The organism is Methyloceanibacter sp., assembly GCF_050726195.1.
Taxonomy (GTDB): Bacteria; Pseudomonadota; Alphaproteobacteria; order Rhizobiales; family Methyloligellaceae; genus Methyloceanibacter.
In genome coordinates this window covers 42,410-69,380 of the sequence record NZ_JBOHJC010000011.1, presented here as the reverse complement: position 1 = coordinate 69,380, position 26,971 = coordinate 42,410, and the positions used below count along the sequence as shown (strand labels likewise).

The following is a 26,971-nucleotide window of genomic DNA, read 5'->3' as shown; positions in this document are numbered from 1 at the left end:
CTAGAGCGCGCTGACGGAGGCCACCCCCTCAACGAGCTTGAGCTCGCTTCTTTGCCGCGGCGTGGTGTCGATCCCTTGTGGGAGGACGAATTCCACCTCTTTGGAGAGATCCTCCAGCCGGAGCACCAAGCGGAACTGGCCCTCGCCGCCCTTGGCCCCGACCCGCGTGGCCAGTGGCCCGAGCGCCCTGGCGTCCTCTATGTAGACCTTCATGCCCGCGGAGCGTGCTTCTGCGGCACGGTCGAGCGAAGAAATGCGCTGTACCCTGACCCGCACGGTCTCGCCATCGGCCTCCGCCTCCACGTCGAGCAAGACCGCCGTCCCCGGCTCCAGCAGAGGCCGAGAGGCCAACAGCGCTTCGGAGAAAACCACGGCCTCGAACTGGCCGGTGGGGTCGGAAAAGGCGACGAAGGCGTAAGGATTGCCGCTCTTGCCCTTCCGCTCGCGGGCGGAGAGCACGGTGCCCGCCAAGCTGCCGACGACCCGGCGCTGGCGCGCCTTGATTGCGAACTCCGCCCAAGTCTCGGCGCCTAGGCCCTCGAGAACCTCCTGGTAGTCGTCGAGCGGATGGCCGGTGAGGAAGAAGCCGACAGACTCGAACTCCTTGCTGAGACTGTCCGTCGGCACCCATGGCTTGGCGGCGCGCAACTCGATCGGCGGCGGCGCATGTTGTGCGCCGGAGAAGAGGTCCTCTTGGCCTTCGGCGCTCGTCTCCAACGACCGGTTCCCGGCGGCAATGATCAAATCGACATTGGCGAAAGCGGTGGCGCGATCAACGCCAAGCTCGTCGAGCGCGCCGGCGGCGGCAAGCATCTCGAGCGCACGCTTGTTGACCGTGCGCGGGTTGATGCGCCGGGCGAAGTCCGAAATATCGCGGAATGGACCCCGCTCCTCGCGCTCCACACAAATGTGTTCGACGGCGTGGCGCCCGACGTTCTTCAAGGCCGCGAGCGAATAACGGATCGCGCCATCACTCGGCGCGAAGCCGACTTCCGAGCGATTGACAGATGGTGGCTCCAGGCGGATGCCGAGACGCCGCGCCTCCTGGGCGAAACTGTTGAGCTTGTCGGCGTTGCCCATATCGAGCGTCATCGAGGCGGCGACGAACTCGACCGGATAGTTCGCCTTGAAATATGCTGTCTGATAGGCAATGAGCGCGTAGGCGGCGGCGTGCGACTTGTTGAAGCCGTAGCCCGCGAACTTGGCCACCAGCTCGAAGATGTATTCGGCCCGTCCCTTATCGACACCGTTTGCGATCGCGCCGGTGACGAAGCGCTTCCGCTGCGCATCCATTTCCTTCTTGATCTTCTTGCCCATGGCACGGCGCAGCAAATCCGCCTCGCCCAACGAGTAACCGGAGAGGACCTGCGCGATCTGCATCACCTGCTCCTGGTAAATGATGACGCCGTAGGTCTCCGCCAGGATCGGCTCGATCATGGGGTGTAGGCTCTCGATCTCCTCGCGTCCGTGCTTGCGGTTCACGTAGGTATCGATGTTGTCCATCGGACCGGGCCGGTAGAGCGCCACGATGGCGATGATGTCCTCGAAACGATCTGGCTTCAGCTTGCGCAGGGCATCGCGCATGCCTTGACCTTCGAGCTGGAACACGCCGACCGTGTCGCCACGCTGCATCAGCTCGTAGGCGGCGGGATCGTCGAGGGGGATCTTCGACGGGTCGATGTCGGGACCGTGCCGGGCAATCAGCCTTCGCGCCGTGTCGATCACGGTGAGCGTCTTTAGGCCAAGAAAGTCGAACTTCACCAAGCCGGCGGCCTCCGCCCACTTCATGTTGAACTGGGTGGCGGGGAGCTGCGCGCGCGCGTCGCGATAGAGCGGCACGAGGTCGATCAAGGGCCGGTCGGCGATGACCACGCCCGCGGCATGGGTCGAGGCGTGGCGGTAGAGGCCCTCGAGCCGCTGGCCGATGTCAAGGAGCTTGGCGACGATGGGCTCCTTGTCGCGCTCTTCCTGCAGGCGCGGCTCGCCGGCGATGGCTTGCGCCAAGTTGACGGGATTGGCCGGGTTCATGGGCACGAGCTTGCACAGGCGGTCGACTTGGCCATAGGGCATCTGCAAGACGCGGCCGACATCGCGCAGGACCGCCCGCGCCTGAAGCTTGCCGAAGGTGATGATGTGCGCGACCCGGTCGTCGCCGTAGCGCTCGCGGACATAGGCGATCACCTCGTCACGCCGGTCCTGGCAGAAGTCGATGTCGAAGTCGGGCATGGATACCCGCTCGGGATTCAAGAAGCGCTCGAACAGGAGCCCGAAGCGGATGGGATCGAGATCGGTGATGGTAAGCGCGTAGGCGACGAGCGAGCCCGCGCCGGAGCCACGGCCGGGGCCGACGGGGATGCCCTGCCCTTTCGTCCACTTGATGAAGTCGGCCACGATCAGGAAGTAGCCCTGGTAGTTCATGCCGGTGATGACATCGAGCTCGAAGGCGAGCCGCTTGGCGTAGGACTCCGCGTCATGTCCTGGGGCGACGCCATGCTGGGCGATGTGGTCCTCGAGGCCCGCCTCTGCTTGACGCCTGAGCTCCGCAGCCTCCGTCTCGGCAAGCGCGTTCGTGGCCTCGCCGCGGGTGAGGAACGGCGGCAGAATGGGCTCGCGCAGCATGGGCCGAAACGCGCAACGCTGAGCGATCTCGACGGTGTTCTCGATCGCCTCGGGGAGATCGGCGAACAGAGCCAGCATCTCCTCCGCGGTTTTGAAGTAGTGATCGGGACTTAAGCGCCGGCGCTCGTCCACGGCGACGTAACTGCCTTGCGCGATGCAGATGAGCGCGTCATGGGCCTCGAAATCATCCTTGGTGGCGAAGAATGGCTCGTTGGTGGCGACGAGAGGCAGGTCCGAATCGTAGGCGAGCTTCACGAGTTGCGGCTCGACTGCCCTTTCCTGCGGCAGCCCGTGCCGCTGGACCTCCACGTAGAGCCGATCGCCGAACAAGGCCTGCAGCGCTTCCAGGCGGCTACGGGCAAGATCCGGATTATCATCGATCAGCGCAGCATCGATGACCCCTTCCGGCCCGCCCGTGAGCACGATCAAGCCTGCCGCGTGGTGGGCGAGTTCGTCGATGGTGACGAGCGCGTCCCCCGTCTCCGCCGCGGTGAAATAAGCGGCGGTCGAGAGGCGCATCAGATTGGCGTAGCCAGTGTCGTCCTTGGCGAGCAGTGCGATGCGGCCATCGGCCTTCGGCCCGCGCTGTTCGGCGCCGGGCATCGGCTCGCGCGCCGTGACGAAAGACAGTGCGAGGGTGCAGCCGATAATGGGCTGGATCCCTGCACCAGCCATAGCCTCGGAGAACTCGAGCGCACCAAAGAGATTGTTGGAATCGGTCAGCGCCAGCGCAGGAGCCGCGTCGGCGGTGGCGAGCGCCACGAGCCGCGGGATCGTGAGCGCCCCTTCGAGCAGCGAGTAGGCTGAGTGCACCCGGAGATGCACGAAGGGTTGGGGGCGATCGCTCACGGAAGGTCCCTCGGTGTGTCTAGATTCAGTAGCTCTCCTGTTGTCATTCCGGCGAAGGCCGGAATCCAGTTCCCACGGCCTTTCATCCACTGGATACCGGCTTTCGCTGGCATGACGCCCGCTGGGCTGATAGTGTTCCCGTTATGTTCTTTTTGCAAGCAGGTAGATTAGTCGGCGTCCAGCACGACGACTTCTTCCTCGACGAGGTGACCCTCGGTCAGGCGCAAAATGCGGTCCATGCGGGCGGCGAGGTCGAGGTTGTGGGTCGCCACCACCGCCGCCACGCCTTCCTCGTTGACGAGCCTGAGAAGCTCCTCAAACACGCGTTCTGCCGTATGGGGATCGAGGTTGCCGGTCGGCTCGTCGGAAAGCAGGACTTTGGGTCTATTGGCCACGGCACGGGCGATGGCGACGCGCTGCTGCTCGCCCCCGGAAAGCTCAGCCGGCCGATGGTCCCAGCGATCCTTCAGGCCAAGCGTCTCCAAGAGACCACGCGCGCGGGCCTCGGCCTCTTCCTTGCTAAGGCCGAGGATAAGCTGAGGCAGGGTGATGTTCTCGAGCGCCGAGAACTCCGGCAGCAGGTGATGGAACTGATAGACGAACCCAACCTCCATGCGGCGCAGGCGGGTTCGCTCGTTGTCCGAGAGGGCGCCGCAGTCGGCGCCGTCGATGACGACCCTGCCCGCGTTCGGCCGCTCCAAGAGTCCGGCGATGTGGAGCAAAGTCGACTTGCCGGCGCCCGAGGGACCGAGCAGTGCCACGGTCTCGCCGGGATAAAAGGCGGCAGTCGCGCTTTTCAACACGTCGATGCGCCGGTCGCCTTGCGTAAAACTGCGATCCACACGTTCGAGGCGCAGCACGGGGGCTCGTTCAGGATTATCCACCTCGCCCCCTACTCGTAGCGCAGAGCTTCGACCGGATCGAGTCGTGACGCCCGCCAGGACGGATAGACCGTGGCGAGCACCGACAAGAGGAGGGCCATAATAACCACGGATGCGGTCTCGCCCGTGTCCATATCGGCCGGAAGCTGCGAGAGGTAGTAGAGCTCGGCCGGAAACAGCTCGGTATCGGTAAGCCAACCGACGAACGCGCGGATACGGTCGATATTGAGGCAAACGAGCACGCCGAGCGCGAAGCCGGCGATGGTGCCGACGATGCCGATGCTGGCGCCGGTGATGAAGAAGATGCGCATGACGGCAGCGCGCGTCGTTCCCATGGTGCGCAGGATGGCGATGTCACGGCTCTTGTCCTTCACCAGCATTATGAGGCCGGAGATGATGTTGAGCGCCGCCACGAGCACGATGAGCGCGAGGATGAGAAACATCACGTTGCGCTCAACTTGGAGCGCGGTGAAGAAGGTTGCGTTCCGTTGGCGCCAATCCGTAACATAAATGGTCGGGCCGCCCGCGGTGATGATTTTGGGGGCAAGTACGGCGACTTCGTCGGGGGAATCGAGCACAACCTCGAGCACCGTGACGCTGTCGGGCTGGTTGAAATAGCGTTGCGCCTCCTCAAGCGGCATGAACAGGATGCTCGCGTCATATTCGGACATGCCGATCTCGAAGATGGCGACGACCGGATAACGTTTGGTACGCGGTGCGGTGCCGAGCGCTGTGGAGGCGCCACGCGGGGTGAGAATGGAAACCTCATCGCCAACCCTCACGTTGAGGTCGTTGGCCATGCGGGTGCCGATAGCAAGCCCCGGTTCGTCGTCGAAGCCGTCGAGCGTGCCAAAGCGAATGTTGCTGGAAATCGCCTTGAGGCTTTTGAGATCCTGCTCCCGCAAACCCCGTACCAAAGCGCCGCTTGAGGTATGCGGCGTGGAGATCAGAACCTGACCCTCGACCAGAGGCAGGGCGTATTTGACGCCATCGACGTCGCGGATCCGACCGGCCACGTCATCGTAATCGGTGAAAGCTCCGAGGCTGTGCACCACGACATGACCGTTGAGACCGAGCATCTTGTCGAACAGCTCTTGGCGGAAGCCGTTCATCACTGCCATAACAATGATGAGGGTCATGACCCCCAGCGTGATGCCGATGAAGGAGAAGCCGGCGATCACCGAGATGAAGCCTTCGCGGCGGCGTGCGCGCAAGTAACGCAGCGCCACCATCCATTCGAAAGGCGCGAAGGCCCGTGTGCCCGAGGTTGCGTTCATGCCGCTTCCTTTCTCGCCTGATGCGCCGACGCGACGAGGCGATTCAAAGCGGCATCGAAGGTAAGACTATGGCGCGCCCCGGTGGCGCGCTCCTTCAGCTCAATCTCGCCCGTTTTTAGGCCTTTAGGGCCGACGATAAGCTGCCACGGAAGGCCAATAAGGTCCATGGCCGCGAACTTGGCCCCCGCCCTGTCGTCACGGTCATCGTAGAGAACCTCGAGCCCCGCGTCCTTGAGCCGGGCGTAAAGGTCCTCGCACGCCCGGTCGGTCTCTGTATCGCCGACCTTCAGATTGATGAGCCCGACATCGAAGGGCGCGACTGCCGCGGGCCAGATAATGCCAGCATCGTCGTGAGAGGCTTCGATGATAGCGCCGACAAGCCGTGATACGCCGATGCCGTAGGACCCCATCTGCACCGTCACAAGCTCTCCGTCCGGGCCTTGCACCTTCGCGCCCATGGGCTCCGAATACTTCGTTCCAAAGAAGAAGATGTGCCCGACCTCGATACCACGCGCGGTCACCCGATCGGCCGGCGGTACTGCCTGCTCGAAGCGTGCGGCGTCATGCTTCTCGATGGTCGAGGCATAGTTATCGGTCCATGCCCGAATCAGGGGCGCAAGATCGCTTTCGTAGTCGAGCTCGGGTCCAGGCGGCTCAAGCGTGAGATAATTTCTGTGGCAGTAGACCTCGCTCTCCCCCGTATCAGCCAAAATTATGAACTCATGGGAGAGATCGCCACCGATGGGTCCTGTCTCCGCCGCCATGGGAATCGATTTCAGTCCCATGCGGCTGAAGGTGCGCAGATAGGCGACGAACATTTTGTTGTAGGACCTTCGTGCATCCTCGACCGTCAAATCGAAGGAGTATGAGTCCTTCATGAGGAACTCGCGGCCGCGCATGACGCCGAAGCGCGGCCTGATCTCGTCGCGGAACTTCCATTGGATATGATAAAGGATGCGCGGCAGATCCTTGTAAGACTTTACCGCATCGCGGAAGATCGCCGTGATCAGCTCCTCATTGGTTGGGCCGTACAGCATGTCGCGCTCATGGCGGTCAGCGATGCGCAGCATCTCCTTGCCATAGTCGTCGTAGCGGCCGCTCTCGCGCCACAGCTCCGCCGGTTGGATGGTGGGCATCAGCAGTTCGATGGCGCCGGCGCGATCCTGTTCCTCGCGCACGATCTGCTCGATCTTGCGCAAAACGCGGTGGCCGAGCGGGAGCCAGGAATAGATGCCGGCGCTCGATTGGCGGATGAGTCCGGCCCTGAGCATCAGCCGGTGAGATACGATCTCCGCTTCCTTGGGATCGTCGCGCAAGAGAGGCAAAAAATAGCGGCTGAGGCGCATTGGTAGCTGTTCGGCGTTAGGAGCGGGGCTAAAGGACCGCCCGTGACCATGAGGCATGATTCAGCGTGAAAATCGACCTCGCGCCGGCCCCCTAGCGGGCTAATAGCCAGTTTCGGCCGCGAATTCCAGCGGTTCGGTGATTCGGCCTGCCGCGCAAAGTCCGCAGGCAATCGAGGCGCGGTACAACGAGCGGTGGTGCAAGGTTTCCCCGCCCCCGGGCCGTGGCGGCAAATGTCGCCGCGGCTCCAGGTAGAATTGTCGGGACCGACACTAGAGACTTGTCCCGGTTCGTCTTGTGTCCTCCTGGCTCCGAACGATAAATCTGCGGCGACCGGTCACAATCATGGTGACAATTTGGCGCGCCTAGGCTAGTGTCCCCGGCACAACGTAGGAGCGTTCGGGACCGGCGACGATCTCGGAGTTGCGCGTTGAGATTGGACGAGGTCCAAGTCTTGGGAGGAAGTACTCCTGGCGCGCCAACATGGCGCCGCCGCCCTTCAGCAGACGTTTTTTGGTTGTCATCCGTGGCAGCGAACATGTCAGCTTGAGGGGATAAGGAGTCGCAAAGACTGAAAGCAAGGTCATTCGACCTTGCTTTTTTTTGCTCCATTCTACTTGCGGCAAGCTACTTGCGGCAAGTCCGTTTGATCTTGCCCAGAACCAGCGCCAAAACCAGTGCATGCGCGCAATTTGGCGCGCATGGCGGCGGATTCGGCGTGTAAGGCGGCGGAACTGGCGTGTAAGGCGGCGGAATCGGCGCGCAAGACTCGGGTTCTGGCGCCTAGCCCCCTATTGCACCTTCTCGTAGCGCGGAAAGAACGGGATGTCGTCGAGCGCGATCACGCGATGCACGATGACCGCGTAGATGCCGGCGAAGATGACGCTGGCGATCACCGTCGTCGCCACCATCTTGGGCAGGAGGTTGGGCCGATGCGGCGCGCTCTCGGCCGAGCCGGGCGCGCGAGTCTCCCCCGCCTCCTCGGAAGTGCGCACGCCGATCGGCAACATGGCGAACAGCACGAGCCACCAGATGATGAAATAGATCGCGGCGGCGAAGCCGAGGGTCATGGCTCTTACGCCTCTTCGAGCTCGACCAGGGTGCCGCAAAAATCCTTCGGGTGCAGGAACAGGACGGGCTTGCCGTGGGCGCCGATCTTCGGCTCGCCATTACCGAGCACGCGCGCGCCTTGCGCCACGAGACGGTCGCGCGCCGCCCTGATGTCCGGCACTTCGTAACAGAGATGATGAATGCCGCCGTTCGGATTGCGCTCGAGGAAGGCGGCGATCGGCGAGTTGTCGCCGAGCACCCCGAGCAGCTCGATCTTGGTGTTGGGCAATTCGATGAACACGGTGGTCACGCCGTGCTCGGGCTGGTCCTCTTCGGCCGACACATGAGCGCCGAGCGTGTCGCGGTAGATTTCGGTCGCGGCCTTCAGGTCAGGGACGGCGATGGCGACATGGTTCAAGCGGCCGATCATTTTCAACAGTCTCCTTTGGCTGCTGCTTGCGAGCAAGCACGTAGCGCGCTCCCGGACCGTCGTCGAGCCCCCTCACCCGGCTCGCGCCCCCCCTAAAGCGAGGTCTCGAAGGGTGCCTCTCGCCACAACCAAGGGCTCGTCATGGCCGGGCTTGGCCCGGCCATCCACGATTTTTCAACCCACACCTTCCGGTTGCCCAACCCCCCGCGGCGGGACACACTGCGCGCCGGGAGGAAAAGGTGTGAACGAAGCGTCTGGAAAGACGGAAGAACTCCAGGTTGAGGCGTTTGTTGCCCACTGGAGCCAATCCAGCGGGGCCGAGCGCGCGAACTTCCAGAGCTTCGCAAAAGACCTTTGCAAGCTGCTCGATCTTCCTGAGCCAGAACCGACCAGGGGCGATGCTTCTCTCGATAGCTACGTCTTCGAGTATGGCGTGAAGTTCAAGGAAGCCGACGGTTCGGAGAGTCCCGGCCGCATCGACCTTTACAAGAAGGGGAGCTTCGTCCTCGAAGCCAAACAGAGCAGGCTCGAAGGCCGACCTAAGGCAATCCCGGGACAAGAAGATTTGTTCGTCTCCGACACCCAGTCGCAAGGGCGACGTTCGGCCAATCGCGGCTGGGACGTTCTCATGATGAACGCGCGGCGCCAGGCGGAGGAGTATGCGAAGGCCTTACCCGCCAGCCACGGCTGGCCGCCCTTCATCCTCGTCTGCGACGTTGGTCACTGCATCGAGGTCTACGCCGACTTCTCAGGACAAGGAAAAAACTACGCGCAGTTCCCTGACCGCCAGGGCTTCCGCATCTTTCTGGAGGATTTGCGGAAGGAGGATGTTCGCAAGCGGCTGAAGCTGATTTGGACCGATCCGCAGGCCCTCGATCTTTCACGGCAATCGGCGAAGGTGACGCGCGAGATTGCGGCGCGGCTCGCGCAGGTGTCCAAGGCACTCGAAGCCAAGGGTTACGACGCCGAGCAGGTCGCCTTGTTTCTGATGCGCTGCCTCTTCACGATGTTTGCCGAGGATGTCGAACTTCTGCCGAAGGAGTCTTTCACAACGCTCCTCGCCAAGTGTGCCGACGATCCAAGCAAGTTTGCGCCGATGGTCGAGCAGCTTTGGGTCGCCATGGACAAGGGCGAGTTCGCCTACGCTATCGAGCGTAAGGTGCCGCGTTTCAACGGGCGCCTATTCGCCGATGCAAAGGCGCTTCCACTCGGCAGGGAGGAGATCGGCGAATTGGTCGCCGCGGCCAAAGCGAATTGGCGCGAGGTCGAGCCTGCCATCTTCGGCACGCTGTTGGAGCAGGCGTTGGACAAAGAAGAACGGAAACGCCTCGGTGCGCACTATACACCGCGGGCCTATGTCGAGCGCCTCGTCGTTGCAACAATCATTGAGCCGCTTCGTGTTGAATGGGCGAACGTCCAGGCAACTGCAGAACGATTGAGGAAGGAGAAGCGCGGCAAGGATGCTCTCGCCGTGGTCAAGGCCTTCCACGACAAGCTGTGTGATACACGCGTACTTGATCCCGCGTGCGGCACCGGAAACTTCCTCTACGTCTCGATGGAGCTGATGAAGCGCCTCGAAGGCGAGGTGTTGGAGTCATTGCTCGATCTCGGCGGCCAGGAGGCGCTGTCGAGTCTCGAACGGCATACTGTCGATCCTCATCAGTTCCTTGGTCTTGAGCTCAATCCGCGTGCGGCGGCGATCGCCGAGCTTGTGATCTGGCTCGGCTATCTGCAATGGCACTTCCGGACCAAGGGAAGCGCGCCGTCGGAGCCGATCCTGCGCGACTTTAGGAACATCGAGGTGAAGGATGCCGTGCTGACTTGGGAGGGATGGCCGGTTCCTCAAATCATTGAAGGCAAAGTAACCTATCCAAAGGCGCGCCAGCCCGACTGGCCAGAGGCAGAGTTCATAATCGGCAATCCACCATTCATTGGAAACAAGCGCCTAAAGGCACGCCTCGGCAGCGAATACGTGAAGGCGCTGCGCAGTGCGTACCCAGCCGTGCCTGGTAGCGTCGACTTAGTTATGTACTGGTGGTTTCGATGTGCGGAGTTCCTGAAGCGGGCGAGGATTACTAGGTTCGGGCTTATTGCCACCAATAGCATAGTTCAACCACTCAATCGCCCCGGCTTGGCTTATCTTTCAGAGACGGAACCCAGATGTAGCGTGATCTTTGCGATTCCAGATCACCCGTGGGTGGACGTTGAAAAAGGGGCTCAGGTCCGAGTTGCCATGCTCGCGGCGAAGTTGGGAGTCTCACCGGGAAAGCTCGTTGAAATTCAAACAGGAAGGTCGAGACGGGGCAATGCCCCAGTGACCAGCTACCGGGAAACTGAGGGACTGATTAACGTTAGACTCACCATAGGCGCGGACACGTCAAAGACCAACCCACTCATCTCCAATCGATCGGTATCTCAACAGGGGGTGATCCTCGTCGGCGAGGGTTTTCGGCTTAAACCACCCGAGAGGCGCCACTTGATCGATATCAGTCCTGAGTATCAGACAATCATTCGTCCATATCGAATTGGCAACGATCTCACAGACGTTGCAGAAGAACGCTATGTAATCGACGTCAATGCCTGGAGTGAAACCGAGCTGAGGGACAAGTATCCTCACGCATATGAAATCCTCTTGGAGCGGGTGAAGCCAGAGCGCGCAACCAATAACGATCCTGCGTTCCGCGATTATTGGTGGAGGTTTGGACGACGACGGCCTGAGATCGTCGATCTAAGCATGGGACAAGAACGCTACATCGCCACCTGCAGAACGGCTCGATATCGCTTCTTCACCTTTCTAGATTCGGCGATCGTGCCTGACGCCAAGATAATCTTCATTGGACTAGGCGACGGGTACTCTCTTGGGGTGCTCAGTTCGTCGACACATGTAAAGTGGTCGTTGGCCGCTGGCGCCTGGTTGGGCGTTGGGAACGACTCTAATTACAATCATTCTGATTGTTTTGATCCCTTCCCCTTTCCTGAGGTTGGCAGCGAAGTAAGAGCTGAGGTGTGTGCCCTAGCTGAAGCACTCGACAGGCACCGCAAAGACCGTCAAGCGGAGCATCCAAAGCTTACGCTTACACAGGTGTACAATGTACTTGAGAAGCTGAAGGCTGGCGAGGCTCTAAGCAAGGACGAAGAGCGCATCAAGGATGAGGGCCTCATTCTGATTCTGAAGGAGCTACACGAGCGGCTCGATAAGCTCGTATTCCAGGCTTATGGCTGGCCCGACGACCTGAGTGACGAGCAGATTCTGGAGCGCCTTGTCGCGCTCAACCAAGAACGAGCTGCCGAAGAGAAACAAGGCAAGGTACGCTGGCTCAGACCCGATTATCAGATTCCACGTTTCGGCTCTGACGCGGAGAAGGCGCGGCTCAAGGCTGAGAAAGAGAAGGCGCGTGCAGCCCAGGACGCTCTTGCACTTGAGGCCGAACCCGTGAATGGCAAGCCGCGCTACCCGACCGACGACGAGCTTGCCGAGACTGCCGCCGTCATGTCGGTCCTGGCTGCTGCGCCACGACCTCTGACGATCAATGAAATCGCCGCGAGCTTCGCCCAAGGCAAGCGCATCGAGAAGCGTGTCGCGCTTACCATCCTCGCGCTTGCGCGACTTGGCCATCTCGCATCGACTGATCGAGGCGAGAGCTTCTCGCTCCGCCGCAGCGCCTAATCGTGGATCGCCGGGTCAAGCCCGGCCATGACCCTCGGGTCTCGCCCCACCCGCCGCGCCGGCCGACTTCGCTTCGCGAAGATCGGGGCGCGACTACCCTCCCCTCCGGGGAGGGATTCGATGCGGAAGTACTAACCCCTAAATCACCGTGAGGAGGACGGAGCACACGGGCTTCTTGCCCCAGGCCTGATTGACGGCGGCGCGCACGCCGCGGCGCACCGCCTCGCTGACGAGCGCGGGGTCCTTGCGGCGCGGGCGGGGAATGCTCTCCACGGTGCCGATGGCGGCGTCGCGGACGATCGTCTCGAACGGTGTGCCGTCGACGCTGGTGGCGGGCAGTCCTGAGAGCGCGACTTCGGGATCGGCAAGGAGTTCCCCCTTCTCGGAGAGAACGAGCGACACGACGACCGACCCGGCGAAGCTCAGCTTGCGCCGTTCGCGGACTTGGCCGTGATCGGCGTGGGTGATGATGGCGCCGTCGCGGTAGAGCCGCCCCACCGGCACGTCGTCGATGATCGCGGCCGGCTGCGGCAGCAGCCGCACCATGGTGCCGTTGCGGGCCCGCACCACCTGCTTGACGCCAAGCGCCTCGGCGAGCTTGGCATGGGCCTCGAGATGGCGCCCTTCGCCGTGCATCGGCACCGCGATCGCGGGCTTCACCCAATCGTAGAGCTGCTCGAGCTCGCCGCGCCGCGGATGGCCGGAAACATGGACCGGCGCATCCTGGTCGGTGATGATGTCGACCTCGTTGTCGGCCAAGGCATTGAGTAGGCGCCCCACAGCCTTCTCGTTCCCTGGGATCGTGCGCGAGGAGAAGATGGCCCGGTCGCCTGCATCGAGGGTGACGTTGGGATGCTCGCCGGCGGCGATGCGGGCCATGGCGGCGCGCGGCTCGCCCTGGCTGCCGGTACAAAGAGCCACGACCTTGCGGGGCGGCAGCTTTTCGAACGCCGTCTCCTCGTGGAAATGGAGATCGGGATCGAGATAGCCGGTCGCCTGCGCCGCCTCGATGACACGATACATGGCACGGCCAACGACGACGAGCTCGCGGCCGGCAGCGCGGGCGGCATTGGCTACCGAGCGGACCCGCGCCACGTTCGAGGCAAAGGTCGTCACGGCGACGCGTTGCGGCGCTTCGGCGATGAGCTTGGCGAGAGCAATGGCGACATCGGCCTCCGATGGCGAGATCCCGTCGCGAATGGCATTGGTGGAGTCGCAGATCAGCGCCGCCATGCCGTTGCGTCCAAGCTCCTGGAGGCGGGCGACATCGGTCGGAGCGCTGGTTAGCGGATTCTCGTCGAGCTTCCAGTCGCCCGTGTGCAGCACCGTGCCGAGCGGGGTGGTGATCGCCACCGCAGACGGCTCGGGAATGGAGTGAGACATGCTGATGAGCTCGACGTCGAACGGGCCGATAGCGCGGCGGCTCTCCATGGGGATGACTTCGAGCGGGAAACCATTGACCATGCCCATCTCGCCGAGCTTCGATTTCAGCATCTCGGCGGTGAACGGGGTGGCGTAGACGGTGACGCCGCCAAGCAACGGCCAGAGATCGGCCACGGCGCCGAAATGATCCTCGTGCGCGTGGGTGAGCAGGAGGCCCACGATGTTATGGCGCTCCTCCTCGAGGAAGCGGATATCAGGCAGGATGACGTCGATGCCCGGCTCGTACTCGCCGCCGAACGTTACACCCATGTCGACGATCAGCCATTGGCGCGCGCCGTCGCGCCCGAACCCGTAGAGATAGAGGTTCATGCCGATCTCGCCCACGCCGCCGAGCGGCACGAACACGAGTTCGTCTGTTTTGCGGTCCGATTTTCGGGTCACCGAGCGCGAGCGCCTCACCGGAAGAAAACGTCGCCGGCGGTGATGCGCTGCTCGCCGTCAGCCGTCTTGAGACGGAGCGCGCCGTCGGAGTCGAGACCCGCGTAGGTACCTTCGGTCTCTTCGCCGTTGAGCCTGACGTGGAGCTTCCGACCCGTGGGCCCGGCGCGATCGAGCCAAGCGCGGCGAATGGTGGGAAACGTCGCACCCTCGCCCCAACGCATGAGCCATTCATGGGTGGTCGTCGCCAGAACTTGCAGCGCTTCTCCCGGGCTCACGCTGAGGCCATAGGCGGCGAGGCTTATGGCAGGCTGGGGCAGGTTCGGCGGGTGGTTGGCGAGATTGATGCCGGTGCCGATCACCACCACGGATCCGCTGCCTTTGGTGCCGCTCACATTTTCGAGCAGCATGCCGGCCACCTTCTCCTCGGCCAACAGGACATCGTTCGGCCATTTGAGCAGAAGATCGGAACGGCCCTCATAGGCAATGAGCTTGGCGACGGTGTCGTGGGCGGCAATCCCCGCAACGAGCGCAAGTTGGCTTGCCGTCTGCAGGTTGCATTTCGGCCTGATCAGAAGGCTGGCAAATAGGTTGCCGACCTGGGAGGTCCACTCGCGGCCGGCGCGGCCGCGGCCCTTGGATTGGCGCGCAGACCAGATCCACAACGGGCCCGGCTCGCCCATTTCCGCGCGGCGCCTCGCCTCGGCGTTGGTGGAGTCGACCGTATCCAGCTTGAGCAGCCGGTAGCCGGCCGGCATCTTGGGTGACGTGGAAGCAAAATAGCTCATCTAGAACAAGGACTTTGCGGCTGCGCCGGCAAACGCTACCAAGGGCGCGGGATACACGAAGTAAAGCAGGATGAACAGGCCGCTCACCCCGAGCACGGCGGCTAGAGACGCCTGCATGGGCTCGAAGCGCTCGGCTGGGTCGTCAAAATACATGATCTTGACGATGCGAAGATAGTAGTACGCCCCCACCACGCTCAGGAGCACGCCGATCACGGCGAGCGCATAAAGGCCTGCCTCGATGGCGGCCAGGAACACGTAGAACTTGGCGAAGAAGCCTGCAAGGGGCGGAATACCGGCGAGCGAGAATAAAAGAATGGCCAGCATCAGCGCCATGAGCGGGCTGGTGCGCGAGAGGCCTGACAATTGGTCGATCTCCTCGACCATTTTGCCGTCCCGGCGCATGGCCAGGATGCAAGCGAAGGTGCCGAGGGTCATCACCAGATAGATAGCGAGATAGACGATCACGCCTTGCACGCCCGCCGGCGTACCGGCGGCAAGTCCGACCAAGGCATAGCCCATGTGGCCGATCGAGCTATAGGCCATCAGCCGCTTGATGTTGCGCTGGCCGATCGCCGCAAACGAGCCGAGCGCCATGGAGGCTATGGCGAGGAACACCACGATCTGCTGCCATTCGAGGGTCACGGCGGGGAACGCCGAGATCAAGACCCGCACGGTGAGCGCCATGGCGGCGAGCTTCGGCGCCGCGGCGAAGAACGCGGTGACCGGGGTCGGCGCGCCTTCATAGACGTCGGGCGTCCACATGTGGAACGGCACGGCCGAGATCTTGAAGGCGAAGCCCGCCATGAGAAACACCAGGCCGAAGATCAGCCCAAGATTGGCGCCGGACGGCTGCACAGAAGCGGCGATCTGGGCGAACTCGGTCGAGCCGGTGAAGCCGTAGACCAGCGACGCGCCGTAGAGCAGCATGCCAGAGGACAGCGCACCGAGGACGAAGTATTTCAAACCGGCCTCGGCCGAGTGCGCCGAATCCCGGCGGAAGGCAGCAACGACATAGAGCGCGAGGCTTTGCAGCTCGAGGCCGACATAGAGGGCAATGAGATCGTTGGCCGAGATCATCATCAACATGCCGGTCGTCGCGAACAGCACGAGGATGGGGAATTCGAACTTCACGCCGCCGGCGCTGCGCCAGTAGCCGACGGACATGACGAGGGCCACGGCCGCCCCCGTCAGGGTGAGGAGTTTGAGGATGCGCGCATAGGGGTCGATGATGAAGCTGCCGGCAAACAGGGTCTCCGTCCCCTCGCCCGACGCGACGAAGATGCCGGCGACGACGAGAAGAACCACGGCCAGCCAAAGGATCAGCTCGCTACGGTCACGCTTTGTGGCGACGCCCAGCATAAGGAAGGCCATGGCGCCGATCGCAAGGACCAGCTCCGGCAAGATCAAGCCAAGATCGAGCGGCTGCGGCACGTGGCGCGTCCCTCACGGCATGAGCGCGAGCCGCGCCCCTTCGGCGGCGGCAAGGCTCGATTGGAAGTTGGTCATCAATGCCTCGACGGACACCGAAGAGACGTCGAGGACGGGGTTCGGGTAAAAGCCGAAATAGACGGTGATGACAATGAGCGGCGCCATCACCGCCACCTCGCGCCAGCTCAAGTCCTTGATATTGCGAAGCGCGGACTTCTCCAGCTTGCCGAAGATGATCCTGCGGTAGAGCCACAGCGCGTACGCGGCCGACAGAATGATGCCGGTGGTGCCGAGGAAGGCGACCCAGGTATTGACCTCGAAGGCGCCGAGCAGGCTGAGGAACTCACCGACGAAGCCCGTGGTGCCGGGCAGGCCGACATTGGCCAAGGTGAAGAGCATGAAACAGAAGGCGTAAAGCGGCATGCGGTTGACGAGGCCACCGAACACCGAAATCTCGTGGGTGTGCATGCGGTCGTAGAGCACGCCGACGCAGAGGAAGAGCGCGGCCGAGACGATGCCGTGAGAGAGCATCATGAAGATGCCGCCCTGGAGGCCCTGCATGGTGATGGTGAAGAGGCCGATGGTGACGACGCCCATATGAGCAACCGAGGAGTAGGCGATCAGCTTCTTCATGTCTTCCTGCGCAAGCGCGACGAGCGAGGTGTAGATGATCGCCACGACGGAAAGCGCAAAGATGAGTGGCGCAAACTCGGCGGAGGCGAGCGGGAACATGGGGATCGAGAAGCGCAGGAAGCCATAGCCGCCGAGCTTCAAGAGGATGCCGGCGAGGATCACCGAGCCGGCAGTCGGCGCCTCGACATGGGCGTCGGGCAGCCAGGTATGCACCGGCCACATGGGGAGCTTCACGGCGAACGAGGCGAGGAAGGCGAACCACAGCCAGGTCTGCATCTGCGGCGGGAAGTCGTGCTCGAGCAGCGCCGGGATGTTGGTGGTGCCGGCCTCCCAGTAGATCGCCATGATAGCAAGCAGCATCAGCAACGAGCCTGCCAAGGTGTAGAGGAAGAATTTGAAGCTGGAGTAGACGCGCCGCGGGCCGCCCCAGATGCCAATGATGAGGAACATCGGAATGAGCCCGCCCTCGAAGAATAGATAGAACATGACGAGGTCGAGGGAGGTGAACACGCCGAGCATCAAGGTCTCGAGCACGAGGAAGGCGATCATGAACTCCTTCACCCGCACCTTGATGGCGCCGAAGCTCGACAGGATGCACAGCGGCAGAAGCAGCGTGGTGAGGAGGACGAACGGCATGGAGATGCCGTCGATGCCCATGTGGAAGGTGATCGCCCCGAGCCAGGGGCGGAGCTCGACGAACTGGAATTGCGCCGTCGAGGGATCGAAATCGCGCCACAACAGGAGCGAGATGGCGAAGGTGATGAGCGTGGTCCACAGCGCGATGTAGCGGGCGTTGCGGAACGCGCTCTCGTCGTTGCCGCGCAAGGTTAGGATCAGGAGCGCGCCGAGCAGCGGCAGGAACACCACGGTAGAGAGGATCGGCCAGCTATAGCTCATGGCTTGATCCCCCCGCCGGTGAAGATGAAATAGGTGATGAGCAGCGCCACGCCGATCAGCATGATGAAGGCGTAGTGATAGATGTAGCCGGTCTGCAGCTTGACGACGCGGTTGGTGATGTCGATCACGCGGGCAGCGACGCCGTTGGGGCCGATGCCGTCGATGACGGTGCCGTCGCCGAACTTCCACAAGAAGTACCCGAGCCGCCTGGCCGGCCGCACGAACAGGAAGTCGTACAGGGCATCGAAGTACCAGGCGTTGAGGAAGAACCGGTTGGTCGCCGGGAAGCGCTTGAGCAGCGCGAACGGGAGCAGCGGCTGCCACATGTAGCAATACCAGGCGATGAGGAAGCCAATGGTCATGGCGAGGGTCGGCGACAAGGTCAGCCAGAACGGGATGTCGTGGTGGGCGGCTTCTTGCAGCGCAATGGCGTCGCGCCAGAACGACGCCTCGTCCGCGCCGATGAACAGGTGCCGGAAGGCGAGACCGGCGAACAGCGCGCCGGCGGCGAGGATCACCATGGGCACGCCCATGGTCCACGGCGCGTCGTGGACGTGGTCCATGGCCTGCTTGCCGCCGCGGAAGTTGCCCTCGAAGGTCATGAACATGAGCCGCCAGGTGTAGAGCGCGGTAAGAAACGCGGCGATCAGGGTCATCCAGTAGGTGTAGAGACCGACGGGGGTGTGATCGAACCAGGTCGTCTCGATGATGTAGTCCTTGGAGACGAAACCGGAGGTGAGCGGAAAGGCGGTCAGCGCCAGCGAGCCGATCAGCATCATGGCCCAGGTGAAAGGCATCAGCTTGCGCAAGCCGCCCATGCGGCGCATGTCGCGGTTGTCGGCAAGCGCGTGAGTCACCGCGCCGGCGCACAGGAAGAGCAGCGCCTTGAAGTTGGCATGGGTGAAGAGGTGGAACATGCCGGCGCCGAAGGCGCCGACGCCCTCCGCCGCGAACATGTAACCGAGCTGCGAGCAGGTCGAGTAGGCGATGGTGCGCTTGATGTCGGTCTGCACCACGGCGGCGGTGGCGGCGAAGAAGGCGCTGGTGGCGCCGATGATGGCGACGAAGGCGAGCGCATAGGGCGCAAGCTCGAACAGTGGCGAGAGCCGCGCCACCATATAGACGCCCGCCGTCACCATGGTGGCCGCATGGATCAGGGCCGAGACGGGGGTCGGGCCCTCCATGGCGTCCGGCAGCCAGGTATGCAGCAGGAACTGCGCCGACTTGCCCATAGCGCCCATGAACAGGAGGAAGCAGATCAACTCGAGCACCGGCACCTGGTAGCCGAGGAACGCCATGGTCTTGCCCACCTGGTCGGGAGCGGCGGCGAAGATCGTGTCGTACTGCACAGCGCCAAACACGACGAAGATGGCGAAGATGCCGAGCGCGAAGCCGAAATCGCCGACCCGGTTGACGATGAAGGCCTTGATGGCGGCGGCGTTGGCGGCGGGCTTCTGATACCAGAAACCGATCAGGAGGTAGGACGCGAGGCCCACCCCCTCCCAGCCGAAGAAAAGCTGCACGAGGTCGTTCGCCGTCACGAGCGACAGCATGGCGAAGGTGAACATCGACAGATAGGCGAAGAAACGCGGCTTGTGCGGATCCTCGTCCATGTAGCCGACGGAATAGAGGTGAACAACGCTCGACACCGTGTTCACCACCACGAGCATCACCGCGGTGAGCGTGTCGACGCGGATGGACCAGAACGTCTTCAGATCGCCGGAATGAATCCAGCCGAGCAGTTCGATGTGGACGTCGTGGCCCTCGATGGCCACTTGATAAAAGGCAATCCAGGAGAGGAACGCGGCGATGAACATCAGCGCGATGGTCACCACCTCGCAGGCGCGCGCGCCGACGAAACGGCCGAAGAAGCCGGCGAAAATGGCGCCAAGCGCCGGGAGGAAGACGATCGCTTCGTACATCGCGCGTCCGCAGTCAGCCTTTCAGCAAGTCGATTTCGGCGACGTCGATCGTGCCGCGGTTGCGGAAGTAGACGACGACAATGGCAAGCCCGATGGCTGCCTCTGCGGCTGCCACGGTGAGCACAATCATGGCGAAGACCTGGCCGACGAGATCGCCATGGAAGGAGGAAAACGCGACCAGATTGATGTTGACCGCGAGCAGCATCAGCTCGATCGCCATCAGAATGACGATGACGTTCTTGCGATTGAGGAAGATGCCGAAGATGCCCAGCGTAAACAGGATCGCGGCGACGGTGAGATAGTGCGAAAGGCCGACGGTCATTTGAGGCCCCTCCCCGACTCGACCTCGACCAGCTCGACGGCCTGCTCGCGCGTGCGGCCGACTTGCGCCGAGGGGGACTGACGGCGCACGTCACGCTTATGATGCAAAGTGAGGACGATGGCGCCGATCATGGCGACCAGAAGGATGAGGCCGGCGGCTTCGAACAGATAGACGTAGCGCGTGTAAAGAATCTCGCCCAGCGCCCTGGTATTGCTGACCTCCGCGGCAGGGGGCACCGGCACATTGGTCACGAGGTCAGGCGCAGTGACCCAAGCGCCGACGATGAAGATGAGCTCCACGAGCAGAAGGAGCCCGACCGTGGCGCCGATCGGCAGATATTTCAGGAAGCCGGCGCGGAGCTCCGCAAAATTGACGTCGAGCATCATCACCACAAACAGGAACAGTACGAGCACGGCGCCGACATAGACCACGACGAGGATCATGGCGAGAAACTCGGCGCCGAGCAGCACGAACAGGCCTGCCGCGTTGAAGAAGGCGAGGATCAGGAACAGCACCGCGTGCACGGGGTTCTTGGCGGCGATGACCATGAAACCCGCGCCAATGCACATGATGGAGAAGAGATAGAAGAACAGCGCCGCTAGCATGCAATGGTCTCAACACATGATGATTTCGTCATGGCCGGGCTTGTCCCGCCTGCGCGGGCCGAAGCCGTGCTTTGCGCGACGCCGGCCATCGCTTCGGCGGGCGAAGGCCCGGCCATCCACGTCTTGCTTGGCGGTCGAGCCGCAAAACGTGGATGCCCGGCACAAGGCCGGGCATGACGGTGAATGTGATTGCATTGATAAACCAACTACCCCCCTCACCGGTACGGCGCATCGAGCGCTAGATTCTTGGCGATCTCGCGTTCCCAGCGGTCGCCGTTCGCGAGCAGCCGTTCCTTGTCGTAGTAAAGCTCTTCCCTCGTCTCTGTTGCGAACTCGAAGTTCGGTCCCTCAACGATGGCGTCGACGGGACAGGCCTCCTGGCAGAAGCCGCAGTAAATGCATTTCACCATGTCGATGTCGTAGCGCGTGGCGCGGCGGGTGCCGTCATCGCGCCGGGGGCCCGCCTCGATCGTGATGGCCTGGGCCGGGCAGATCGCCTCGCACAGCTTGCAGGCGATGCAGCGTTCCTCACCGTTGGGATAGCGCCGGAGCGCGTGCTCGCCGCGGAAGCGGGGACTGAGCGGGCCCTTCTCGTAGGGGTAGTTGAGGGTCGCCTTGGGCGCCACGAAGTACTTCATGGCGAGCCAGAACGCTGACAGAAACTCCATCAGCAAAAGGGACTTCGCGGCTTGGGCCAAGCGCTTCACGCGCCAACTCCTCTCAAATACCGTATTCCCAAAGTCGCAACACCACGGCGACGACCACCACGGCAGCGAGCGACAAGGGCAGAAACACCTTCCAGCCAAGCCGCATCAGCTGATCGTAGCGGTAACGCGGCACCATGGCCTTGACCATGGAGACCAGGAAGAACAGGAATGCAACTTTCAGCACGAACCATAGCACGCCCGGTATCCAGGTGAAGGGCGGCACCGGAAATGGCGGGAGCCAGCCGCCGAGAAACAGCACCGTGCCGAGCCCGCACAGAAGGACGATGGCGACATACTCGCCCAACATGAACAGCATATAGGGCGTCGAGGAGTATTCGACCATGAAGCCGGCGACGAGCTCTGACTCCGCCTCGAGCAGGTCGAAGGGCGGCCGATTGGTCTCGGCGAGGCATGAGATGAAATAGACCACGAACATGGGGAACAGCGGCAGCCAGTACCAACCGAAGAGCCCGAGCCCCCGATCCTGCGCCGCGACGATCTCGCTCAGATTGAGGCTGCCTGCGGCGAGCAGCACGGTGACGATGACGAAGCCGATCGAGACTTCGTAGGAGACCATCTGCGCGGCGGAACGGAGCGCGGCGAGGAAGGCGTATTTCGAGTTCGACGCCCAGCCGGCCATGATCACGCCATAGACCTGAAGGCTCGAGATGGCGAAGATGTAAAGCACGCCGACATTGATGTCGGCCACGGCCCAGCCTTCGGCCACCGGCAGCACCGCCCAGGCGGAGATCGCGAGCCCGGCCGTGACGATCGGCGCCAGCAGGAAGATGCCCTTGTTGGAGCCGGCCGGGATGATGACTTCCTTGAACATGAATTTGAGCAGGTCGGCGAAGGACTGCCACAGCCCGAACGGACCGACCACGTTCGGCCCGCGCCGCATCTGCACCGCCGCCCAGACTTTGCGGTCGGCGTAGAGGATGAAGGCGACCGCGATCAAAAGAATCACGATGAGCGCGACGCTGTGCGCGATGATGAGCGCGGTCGGCAGCCCATAATCGGTCCAGAATTCAGCCATGGGTGCCGGTCGCCTTCTCGCCCGCGCTCGCGTGCATGGCGCTCAGGGCCGCCATGATGGCCGAGGCCCGCGCCACCGAATTGGCGAGATAGTAGTCGGCGATGGCGCGACCGAAGCGCTCCTTGCCAGGCTTGGCGGCCCGCGACGCGAGCTTCTCGATCGCCGCAGCGTCCGCCGGCTCGATGAGATCGAGCAACGCCAGATTCGGGCAGGCGTCGTACATCTTGGCGCGGAGGGCTTGCAAGTTGTCGAAGGGTAATGGGTTGCCGAGGACGCCAGAGAGCGCGCGGACGATCTTCCAGTCTTCGCGCGCTTCGCCGGGCGGGAAGATGGCGCGGGCGGTCATCTGCGCCCTCCCCTCGGTATTGACGTAGGTGCCGTCCTTCTCGGTATAGGCGGCGCCCGGAAGGATCACATCGGCGCGATGCGCGCCGCGGTCGCCGTGGCTGCCCTGATAGATGACGAAGGCATCACCCAGAAGGTCCATGTCGATCTCGTCGGCGCCGAGCAGGTAGACCACGTCGAGATCGCCTTTGCCCGCGGCGTCGAGCATGGCCTCGACGTCGAGTCCGCCCTTGCCGGGGACGAAGCCCAGATCGAGACCGGCGACGCGCGCGGCCGCCGTGTGCAGCACGTTGAAGCCGTTCCAGCCCGGCTTGACCGCGCCCATCTGCATGGCGGCCTTGGCGGCGAGCGCCAGCACCGCGGCGCCGTCGGGCCGCGCCAGCGCCGCCTGGCCGACGATCACCATGGGCCGTTCCGCGCCCTCAACCGTTTTCAAGAAGGGGTGAGAGCCGTCGGCGACCTTGGCCAAGGTGTCGGGCCCGGCGCCGAGATAGTCGTAGCCATAAGTGAGATCGACTTCGGTCCCAATCAGGCCGATGGCAAGGCGCTCCTCAACCTGCCGCCAACGTTTGCGGAGGCGGGCGTTGAGTACGGGCGCCTCGACCCGCGGGTCGGCGCCAATCAGCAGCACCGCATCCGCCTCCTCGATACCGCCGACGGTCGTGTTGAAGAGATAGGTGGCGCGGCCGAGGGTGGGATCGAGCTTGGCGCCGTCCTGGCGGCAGTCGATATTGGGCGAGCCGAGCTGCTCGGCGAGCAGCTTAAGGGCGAACAGCTCCTCGGCGGCGGCGAGATCGCCGGCAATGGCGCCGAAGCGGTTGCCGTCGAGCCCCTTGAACCTACCGGCGATCACCGCCAACGCCTCGTCCCAGGTCGCCGGCGCGAGCTTGCCGTTCCGCCGCACATAGGGCCGGTCGAGGCGCTGGGTGCGCAAGCCGTCCCAGACATGGCGGGCCTTGTCGGAGAGCCACTCCTCGTTCACGGCGTCGTTGATGCGCGGCAGGATGCGCAGGACTTCGGGGCCGCGCGCATCGACCCTGATGGCGCTGCCAAGCGCATCCATGACGTCGATCGACGGCGTCTTCGACAGCTCCCAAGGCCGCGCCACGAAGGCATAGGGCTTCGAGGTCAGCGCCCCGACGGGACACAAATCGACGATGTTGCCCGACAGGTTCGACATCATGCCGCGCTCGAGATAGGTGGTGATCTCCATGTCCTCGCCGCGGCCGATGGCGCCAAGCTCCTCGACGCCGGCGACCTCGGTCATGAAGCGAACGCAGCGCGTGCAGTGGATGCAGCGATTCATGTACGTGTCGATGAGCGGCCCGAGATATTTGTCCTCGACGGCGCGTTTGTTGTCCTGGAAGCGACCGGCGTCGAAGCCGTAGGCCATGGTCTGATCCTGAAGATCGCATTCGCCGCCTTGATCGCAGATCGGGCAGTCGAGCGGGTGATTGATCAGGAGAAATTCGAGCACGCCTTCGCGCGCCTTCCTCACCGTCTCGGAGTCGGTGATGACGGTCGGTAAGGTGCCGTCGCGGCCGGGCCTGAGATCGTTGACGGACATGGCGCATGAGGCGACCGGCTTCGGCATGCCGGCGATCTCGACCAGGCACATGCGGCAATTGCCGGCGATGGACAGGCGCTCGTGATAGCAGAAGCGCGGGATCTCGATGCCGGCAAGCTCGCAGGCCTGGATCAAGGTGATGCCGTCCGGGAAGTCGTGCTCCTTGCCGTTGATGATGAGCTTAGGCATGGCTGTCCGGGGTTTGGCTCAAGGCGTCGTGCATGAAGGCGCGGAACTTCGGCGTGTATTGCTCGAGATAGCCGGAGGACTGGAAGTGGCGTGACAAGAGGTAGCCGCTATGGGGCTTGAGCTGGATGCGCACGGCCGTCACCCACTCCTTGGTCGGCAGCACCGATAAGATCTCCTCGCTGGCGTTGAGCACGGTGTCGACATACATCTCGTATTTCTGAAACGTCTCCTTGCTACCGTCGATGGTCAGCGTCTCGTAATCGAACTTGGCGAGGCCGAGCGTGGGATCGGACAGTTTCGGGTTGTCGAAGGCGAGCCTCAGGGTCTCTCTCCACAGTTCATTGGCATTAGCGCGGTGCTCGGCCTTGCGGCCTTCGGTGATCTGCAAGTGCGCATAGATCAGCGCGGCGATGCCGGCGATGCCCATGGCGATGGTCGCGATCGTCACGGAATTGTCCCATAGCCACACGGCCCCTACTCCGCCGCCACCGGCACCGAGGGCGCGATCGGCTTCGCCGCCTGCGCGTCGATGCGCGCCTCGATCTCGTGGCGGAAATGGCGGATCAGTCCTTGTACCGGCCAGGCAGCGCCGTCGCCCAGCGCACAAATCGTGTGGCCTTCCACCTGGTGGCTCACGTCGAGCAGCATGTCAATTTCGGCCTTCTCCGCTTCGCCCTTGGCCATGCGCTCCAGCACGCGCCACATCCAGCCGGTGCCTTCGCGGCATGGCGTGCACTGGCCACACGACTCATGCTTATAGAAATAGGCGATGCGGCCGATGGCGCGGATGATGTCGGTCGATTTGTCCATGACGATCACGCCGCCGGTGCCAAGCGCCGTGCCCACGGCCTTCAGGCTGTCGAAATCCATGGGCAGGTCGTCGCATTCGCTCGTCGGGATGCAGGGCACCGACGAGCCGCCGGGAATGACGGCAAGGAGATTGTCCCAACCGCCGCGCACGCCGCCGGCGTAATGGTCGATCAGCTCGCGCAGCGGCACGCCCATCTCCTCCTCGACGGTGCAGGGCGTATTCACGTGGCCGGAGATGCAATAGAGCTTGGTGCCGGTGTTGTTGGGACGGCCGAGGGAAGCGAACCAGGTGGCGCCGCGGCGCAGGATGTCGGGGACGGAGGCGATGGTCTCGACATTGTTGACGGTGGTCGGCGCGCCATACAGCCCGCAATTCGCCGGGAACGGGGGCTTCAGGCGCGGCAGACCCTTCTTACCTTCAAGGCTTTCGAGCAGCGCCGTCTCCTCGCCGCAAATATAGGCCCCTGCGCCGTGATGCAGATAGAGATCGAAGTCCCAACCGTTGACGTTATTCTTACCGATCAGCTTGGCGTCATAAGCCTCGTCGATGGCCGCTTGCAGGATCTCGCGCTCGGCGATGAACTCGCCGCGAATGTAGACGTACGAAGTGTGCGCGCGCATGGCGAAGGCGGCGAGCAGCGCGCCTTCGACCAGAAGATGCGGGTCGTGGCGCATGATGTCCCGGTCCTTGCAGGTACCGGGCTCCGACTCGTCGGCATTGACGGCGAGATAGCTCGGACGGCTGTCGGCCTTCGGCATGAAGGACCATTTGAGGCCGGTGGGAAAGCCGGCGCCGCCGCGGCCGCGCAAGCCAGAGGCCTTGACCTCGTCGATGATGGCGTCATGGCCGCGGGCGATCATGTCCTTGGTGCCGTCCCAGGCGCCGCGGGCGCGCGCCGCCGGAAGCCGCCAGCTGTGAAGGCCGTAGAGGTTGGTGAAGATACGGTCCTTGTCCTCGAGCATCACGACGGCCTCGGCTTTCTACCCTTGGCGAGCGGCGGCTTGGGGACAGCAGCTTCGCGCACATTGGCGGCGGCGCCGGGCAATTTCGCGCGCTCGTCCAAGAGAGCGGCGCCGGCGCATCCGGGCTCAGGCCCGGACTGGTCCTTGGCATAAAGCGAAGGGTCCGTGAGCGTATTGGGGCCGCCGAGCGGCGCCGACGTTTGCCGCCCATTCTGCGGGCCAGGCTCCACATCGCGTCCTGCCCGCAGATTGTTGAGTATCCACTCGAAGTTCTCGGGCGTGAGGTCCTCGTAGTAGTACTTGTTGATCTGGGCCATGGGCGCGTTCACGCAGGCGCCGAGGCACTCGACCTCGGTCCAGGAGAACATGCCGTCTCCGCTCACCGTGTCCTTCGGGCCGATATGTTTGCGGCATGCGGCCATGATGTCCTCTGAGCCGCGCAGCATGCAGGGGGTCGTGCCGCACACCTGCACGTAGTGCCGCCCGACCGGCGCTAGATTGAACATCGTGTAGAAGGTCACGATCTCGTAGACGCGGATATAGGCCATGCCCAGCATGTCGGATACGTAACGGAGCGCAGGCTCAGGGATCCAATCGCCCATCTGCTCCTGGGCGCGCCACAGAAGCGACAGCACGGCAGAGGCCTGACGGCCTTCCGGGTATTTCTTGATCTCCGCCTTGGCCCATTCAAGGTTCTGGGGCGTGAAGGCAAAGCCTTCAGGCTGCTCGGCGGCGAGGCGGCGGACGCTCATGTTCGTCTTCTTGGTCTCGCGTGGTGTTGCCCAGGCCGACGCAGGTGCCAACGCATGCACGTACGCCGT

Annotated in this window: 20 protein-coding genes; 1 reads left to right on the top strand and 19 read right to left on the bottom strand. The window is 63.2% G+C overall.

What is annotated here, in order from left to right; genetic code table 11:
* From dnaE to mce, 6 genes are all read right to left on the bottom strand, one after another.
* Nucleotides 1–3,468 carry a DNA polymerase III subunit alpha gene (dnaE, locus tag ACRECX_RS09465; RefSeq protein WP_431558583.1) on the bottom strand — a complete coding sequence of 1,156 codons (3,468 nt, stop codon included), beginning with the start codon at nucleotides 3,466–3,468 and terminating at the stop codon, nucleotides 1–3.
* 167 nt (nucleotides 3,469–3,635) lie between these two features.
* Complete coding sequence (locus tag ACRECX_RS09460; RefSeq protein ID WP_431558582.1) at nucleotides 3,636–4,328, bottom strand: ABC transporter ATP-binding protein; 693 nt, start codon at nucleotides 4,326–4,328, stop codon at nucleotides 3,636–3,638.
* Nucleotides 4,329–4,360: 32 nt separating this feature from the next.
* The gene (locus ACRECX_RS09455) at nucleotides 4,361–5,626 is read right to left on the bottom strand and encodes a lipoprotein-releasing ABC transporter permease subunit (protein WP_431558581.1); all 1,266 of its coding nucleotides are present in this window, start codon (nucleotides 5,624–5,626) and stop codon (nucleotides 4,361–4,363) included.
* The gene (gene proS, locus ACRECX_RS09450; protein WP_431558580.1) at nucleotides 5,623–6,972 is read right to left on the bottom strand and encodes a proline--tRNA ligase; all 1,350 of its coding nucleotides are present in this window, start codon (nucleotides 6,970–6,972) and stop codon (nucleotides 5,623–5,625) included. Before proS ends, ACRECX_RS09455 begins: the two co-directional genes overlap by 4 nt.
* 789 nt (nucleotides 6,973–7,761) lie before the next feature.
* Nucleotides 7,762–8,040, bottom strand: a complete 279-nt coding sequence (locus ACRECX_RS09445; RefSeq protein WP_431558579.1) for a DUF1467 family protein — start codon at nucleotides 8,038–8,040, stop codon at nucleotides 7,762–7,764.
* Between the two features lie 5 nt (nucleotides 8,041–8,045).
* The gene (gene mce, locus ACRECX_RS09440; protein WP_431558578.1) at nucleotides 8,046–8,450 is read right to left on the bottom strand and encodes a methylmalonyl-CoA epimerase; all 405 of its coding nucleotides are present in this window, start codon (nucleotides 8,448–8,450) and stop codon (nucleotides 8,046–8,048) included.
* A gap of 241 nt (nucleotides 8,451–8,691) precedes the next feature.
* On the opposite strand from mce, the gene ACRECX_RS09435 reads away from it, so the two are divergent.
* Complete coding sequence (locus ACRECX_RS09435) at nucleotides 8,692–12,117, top strand: class I SAM-dependent DNA methyltransferase (RefSeq protein WP_431558577.1); 3,426 nt, start codon at nucleotides 8,692–8,694, stop codon at nucleotides 12,115–12,117.
* Between the two features lie 138 nt (nucleotides 12,118–12,255).
* On the opposite strand, the gene ACRECX_RS09430 is transcribed toward ACRECX_RS09435, so the two are convergent.
* From ACRECX_RS09430 to nuoE, 13 genes are all read right to left on the bottom strand, one after another.
* Nucleotides 12,256–13,869 carry a ribonuclease J gene (locus ACRECX_RS09430; RefSeq protein ID WP_431558629.1) on the bottom strand — a complete coding sequence of 538 codons (1,614 nt, stop codon included), beginning with the start codon at nucleotides 13,867–13,869 and terminating at the stop codon, nucleotides 12,256–12,258.
* Nucleotides 13,870–13,955: 86 nt separating this feature from the next.
* Nucleotides 13,956–14,726: a biotin--[acetyl-CoA-carboxylase] ligase gene (locus tag ACRECX_RS09425; protein WP_431558576.1), complete on the bottom strand. Its 771-nt coding sequence runs from the start codon at nucleotides 14,724–14,726 to the stop codon at nucleotides 13,956–13,958.
* A complete protein-coding gene (gene nuoN, locus ACRECX_RS09420) occupies nucleotides 14,727–16,157 on the bottom strand; it encodes an NADH-quinone oxidoreductase subunit NuoN (protein ID WP_431558575.1) in 1,431 nt (476 codons plus the stop codon).
* A 12-nt stretch (nucleotides 16,158–16,169) separates the two neighbouring features.
* Nucleotides 16,170–17,684: an NADH-quinone oxidoreductase subunit M gene (locus ACRECX_RS09415; protein WP_431558574.1), complete on the bottom strand. Its 1,515-nt coding sequence runs from the start codon at nucleotides 17,682–17,684 to the stop codon at nucleotides 16,170–16,172.
* The gene (gene nuoL, locus ACRECX_RS09410) at nucleotides 17,681–19,606 is read right to left on the bottom strand and encodes an NADH-quinone oxidoreductase subunit L (RefSeq protein WP_431558573.1); all 1,926 of its coding nucleotides are present in this window, start codon (nucleotides 19,604–19,606) and stop codon (nucleotides 17,681–17,683) included. The genes ACRECX_RS09415 and nuoL overlap by 4 nt, the downstream gene beginning before the upstream one ends.
* Nucleotides 19,607–19,619: 13 nt before the next feature.
* Entirely contained in the window at nucleotides 19,620–19,928 is a 309-nt protein-coding gene (gene nuoK, locus ACRECX_RS09405) for an NADH-quinone oxidoreductase subunit NuoK (RefSeq protein WP_431558572.1), read from the bottom strand.
* Entirely contained in the window at nucleotides 19,925–20,533 is a 609-nt protein-coding gene (locus ACRECX_RS09400; RefSeq protein WP_431558571.1) for an NADH-quinone oxidoreductase subunit J, read from the bottom strand. Before ACRECX_RS09400 ends, nuoK begins: the two co-directional genes overlap by 4 nt.
* 215 nt (nucleotides 20,534–20,748) lie before the next feature.
* Nucleotides 20,749–21,240, bottom strand: a complete 492-nt coding sequence (nuoI, locus tag ACRECX_RS09395) for an NADH-quinone oxidoreductase subunit NuoI (RefSeq protein ID WP_431558570.1) — start codon at nucleotides 21,238–21,240, stop codon at nucleotides 20,749–20,751.
* Nucleotides 21,241–21,253: 13 nt separating this feature from the next.
* Nucleotides 21,254–22,276 (bottom strand): NADH-quinone oxidoreductase subunit NuoH, encoded by a 1,023-nt coding sequence (gene nuoH, locus ACRECX_RS09390; protein ID WP_431558569.1) that lies wholly within the window; start codon nucleotides 22,274–22,276, stop codon nucleotides 21,254–21,256.
* Nucleotides 22,269–24,377 (bottom strand): NADH-quinone oxidoreductase subunit NuoG, encoded by a 2,109-nt coding sequence (gene nuoG, locus ACRECX_RS09385; protein WP_431558568.1) that lies wholly within the window; start codon nucleotides 24,375–24,377, stop codon nucleotides 22,269–22,271. The genes nuoH and nuoG overlap by 8 nt, the downstream gene beginning before the upstream one ends.
* Nucleotides 24,370–24,825, bottom strand: coding sequence for a hypothetical protein (locus tag ACRECX_RS09380; protein WP_431558567.1), 456 nt, complete (start codon nucleotides 24,823–24,825; stop codon nucleotides 24,370–24,372). The genes nuoG and ACRECX_RS09380 overlap by 8 nt, the downstream gene beginning before the upstream one ends.
* Nucleotides 24,826–24,851: 26 nt before the next feature.
* Nucleotides 24,852–26,150 (bottom strand): NADH-quinone oxidoreductase subunit NuoF, encoded by a 1,299-nt coding sequence (nuoF, locus tag ACRECX_RS09375; RefSeq protein ID WP_431558566.1) that lies wholly within the window; start codon nucleotides 26,148–26,150, stop codon nucleotides 24,852–24,854.
* A complete protein-coding gene (gene nuoE, locus ACRECX_RS09370; protein WP_431558565.1) occupies nucleotides 26,150–26,902 on the bottom strand; it encodes an NADH-quinone oxidoreductase subunit NuoE in 753 nt (250 codons plus the stop codon). Before nuoE ends, nuoF begins: the two co-directional genes overlap by 1 nt.
* Nucleotides 26,903–26,971 lie beyond the last annotated feature (69 nt).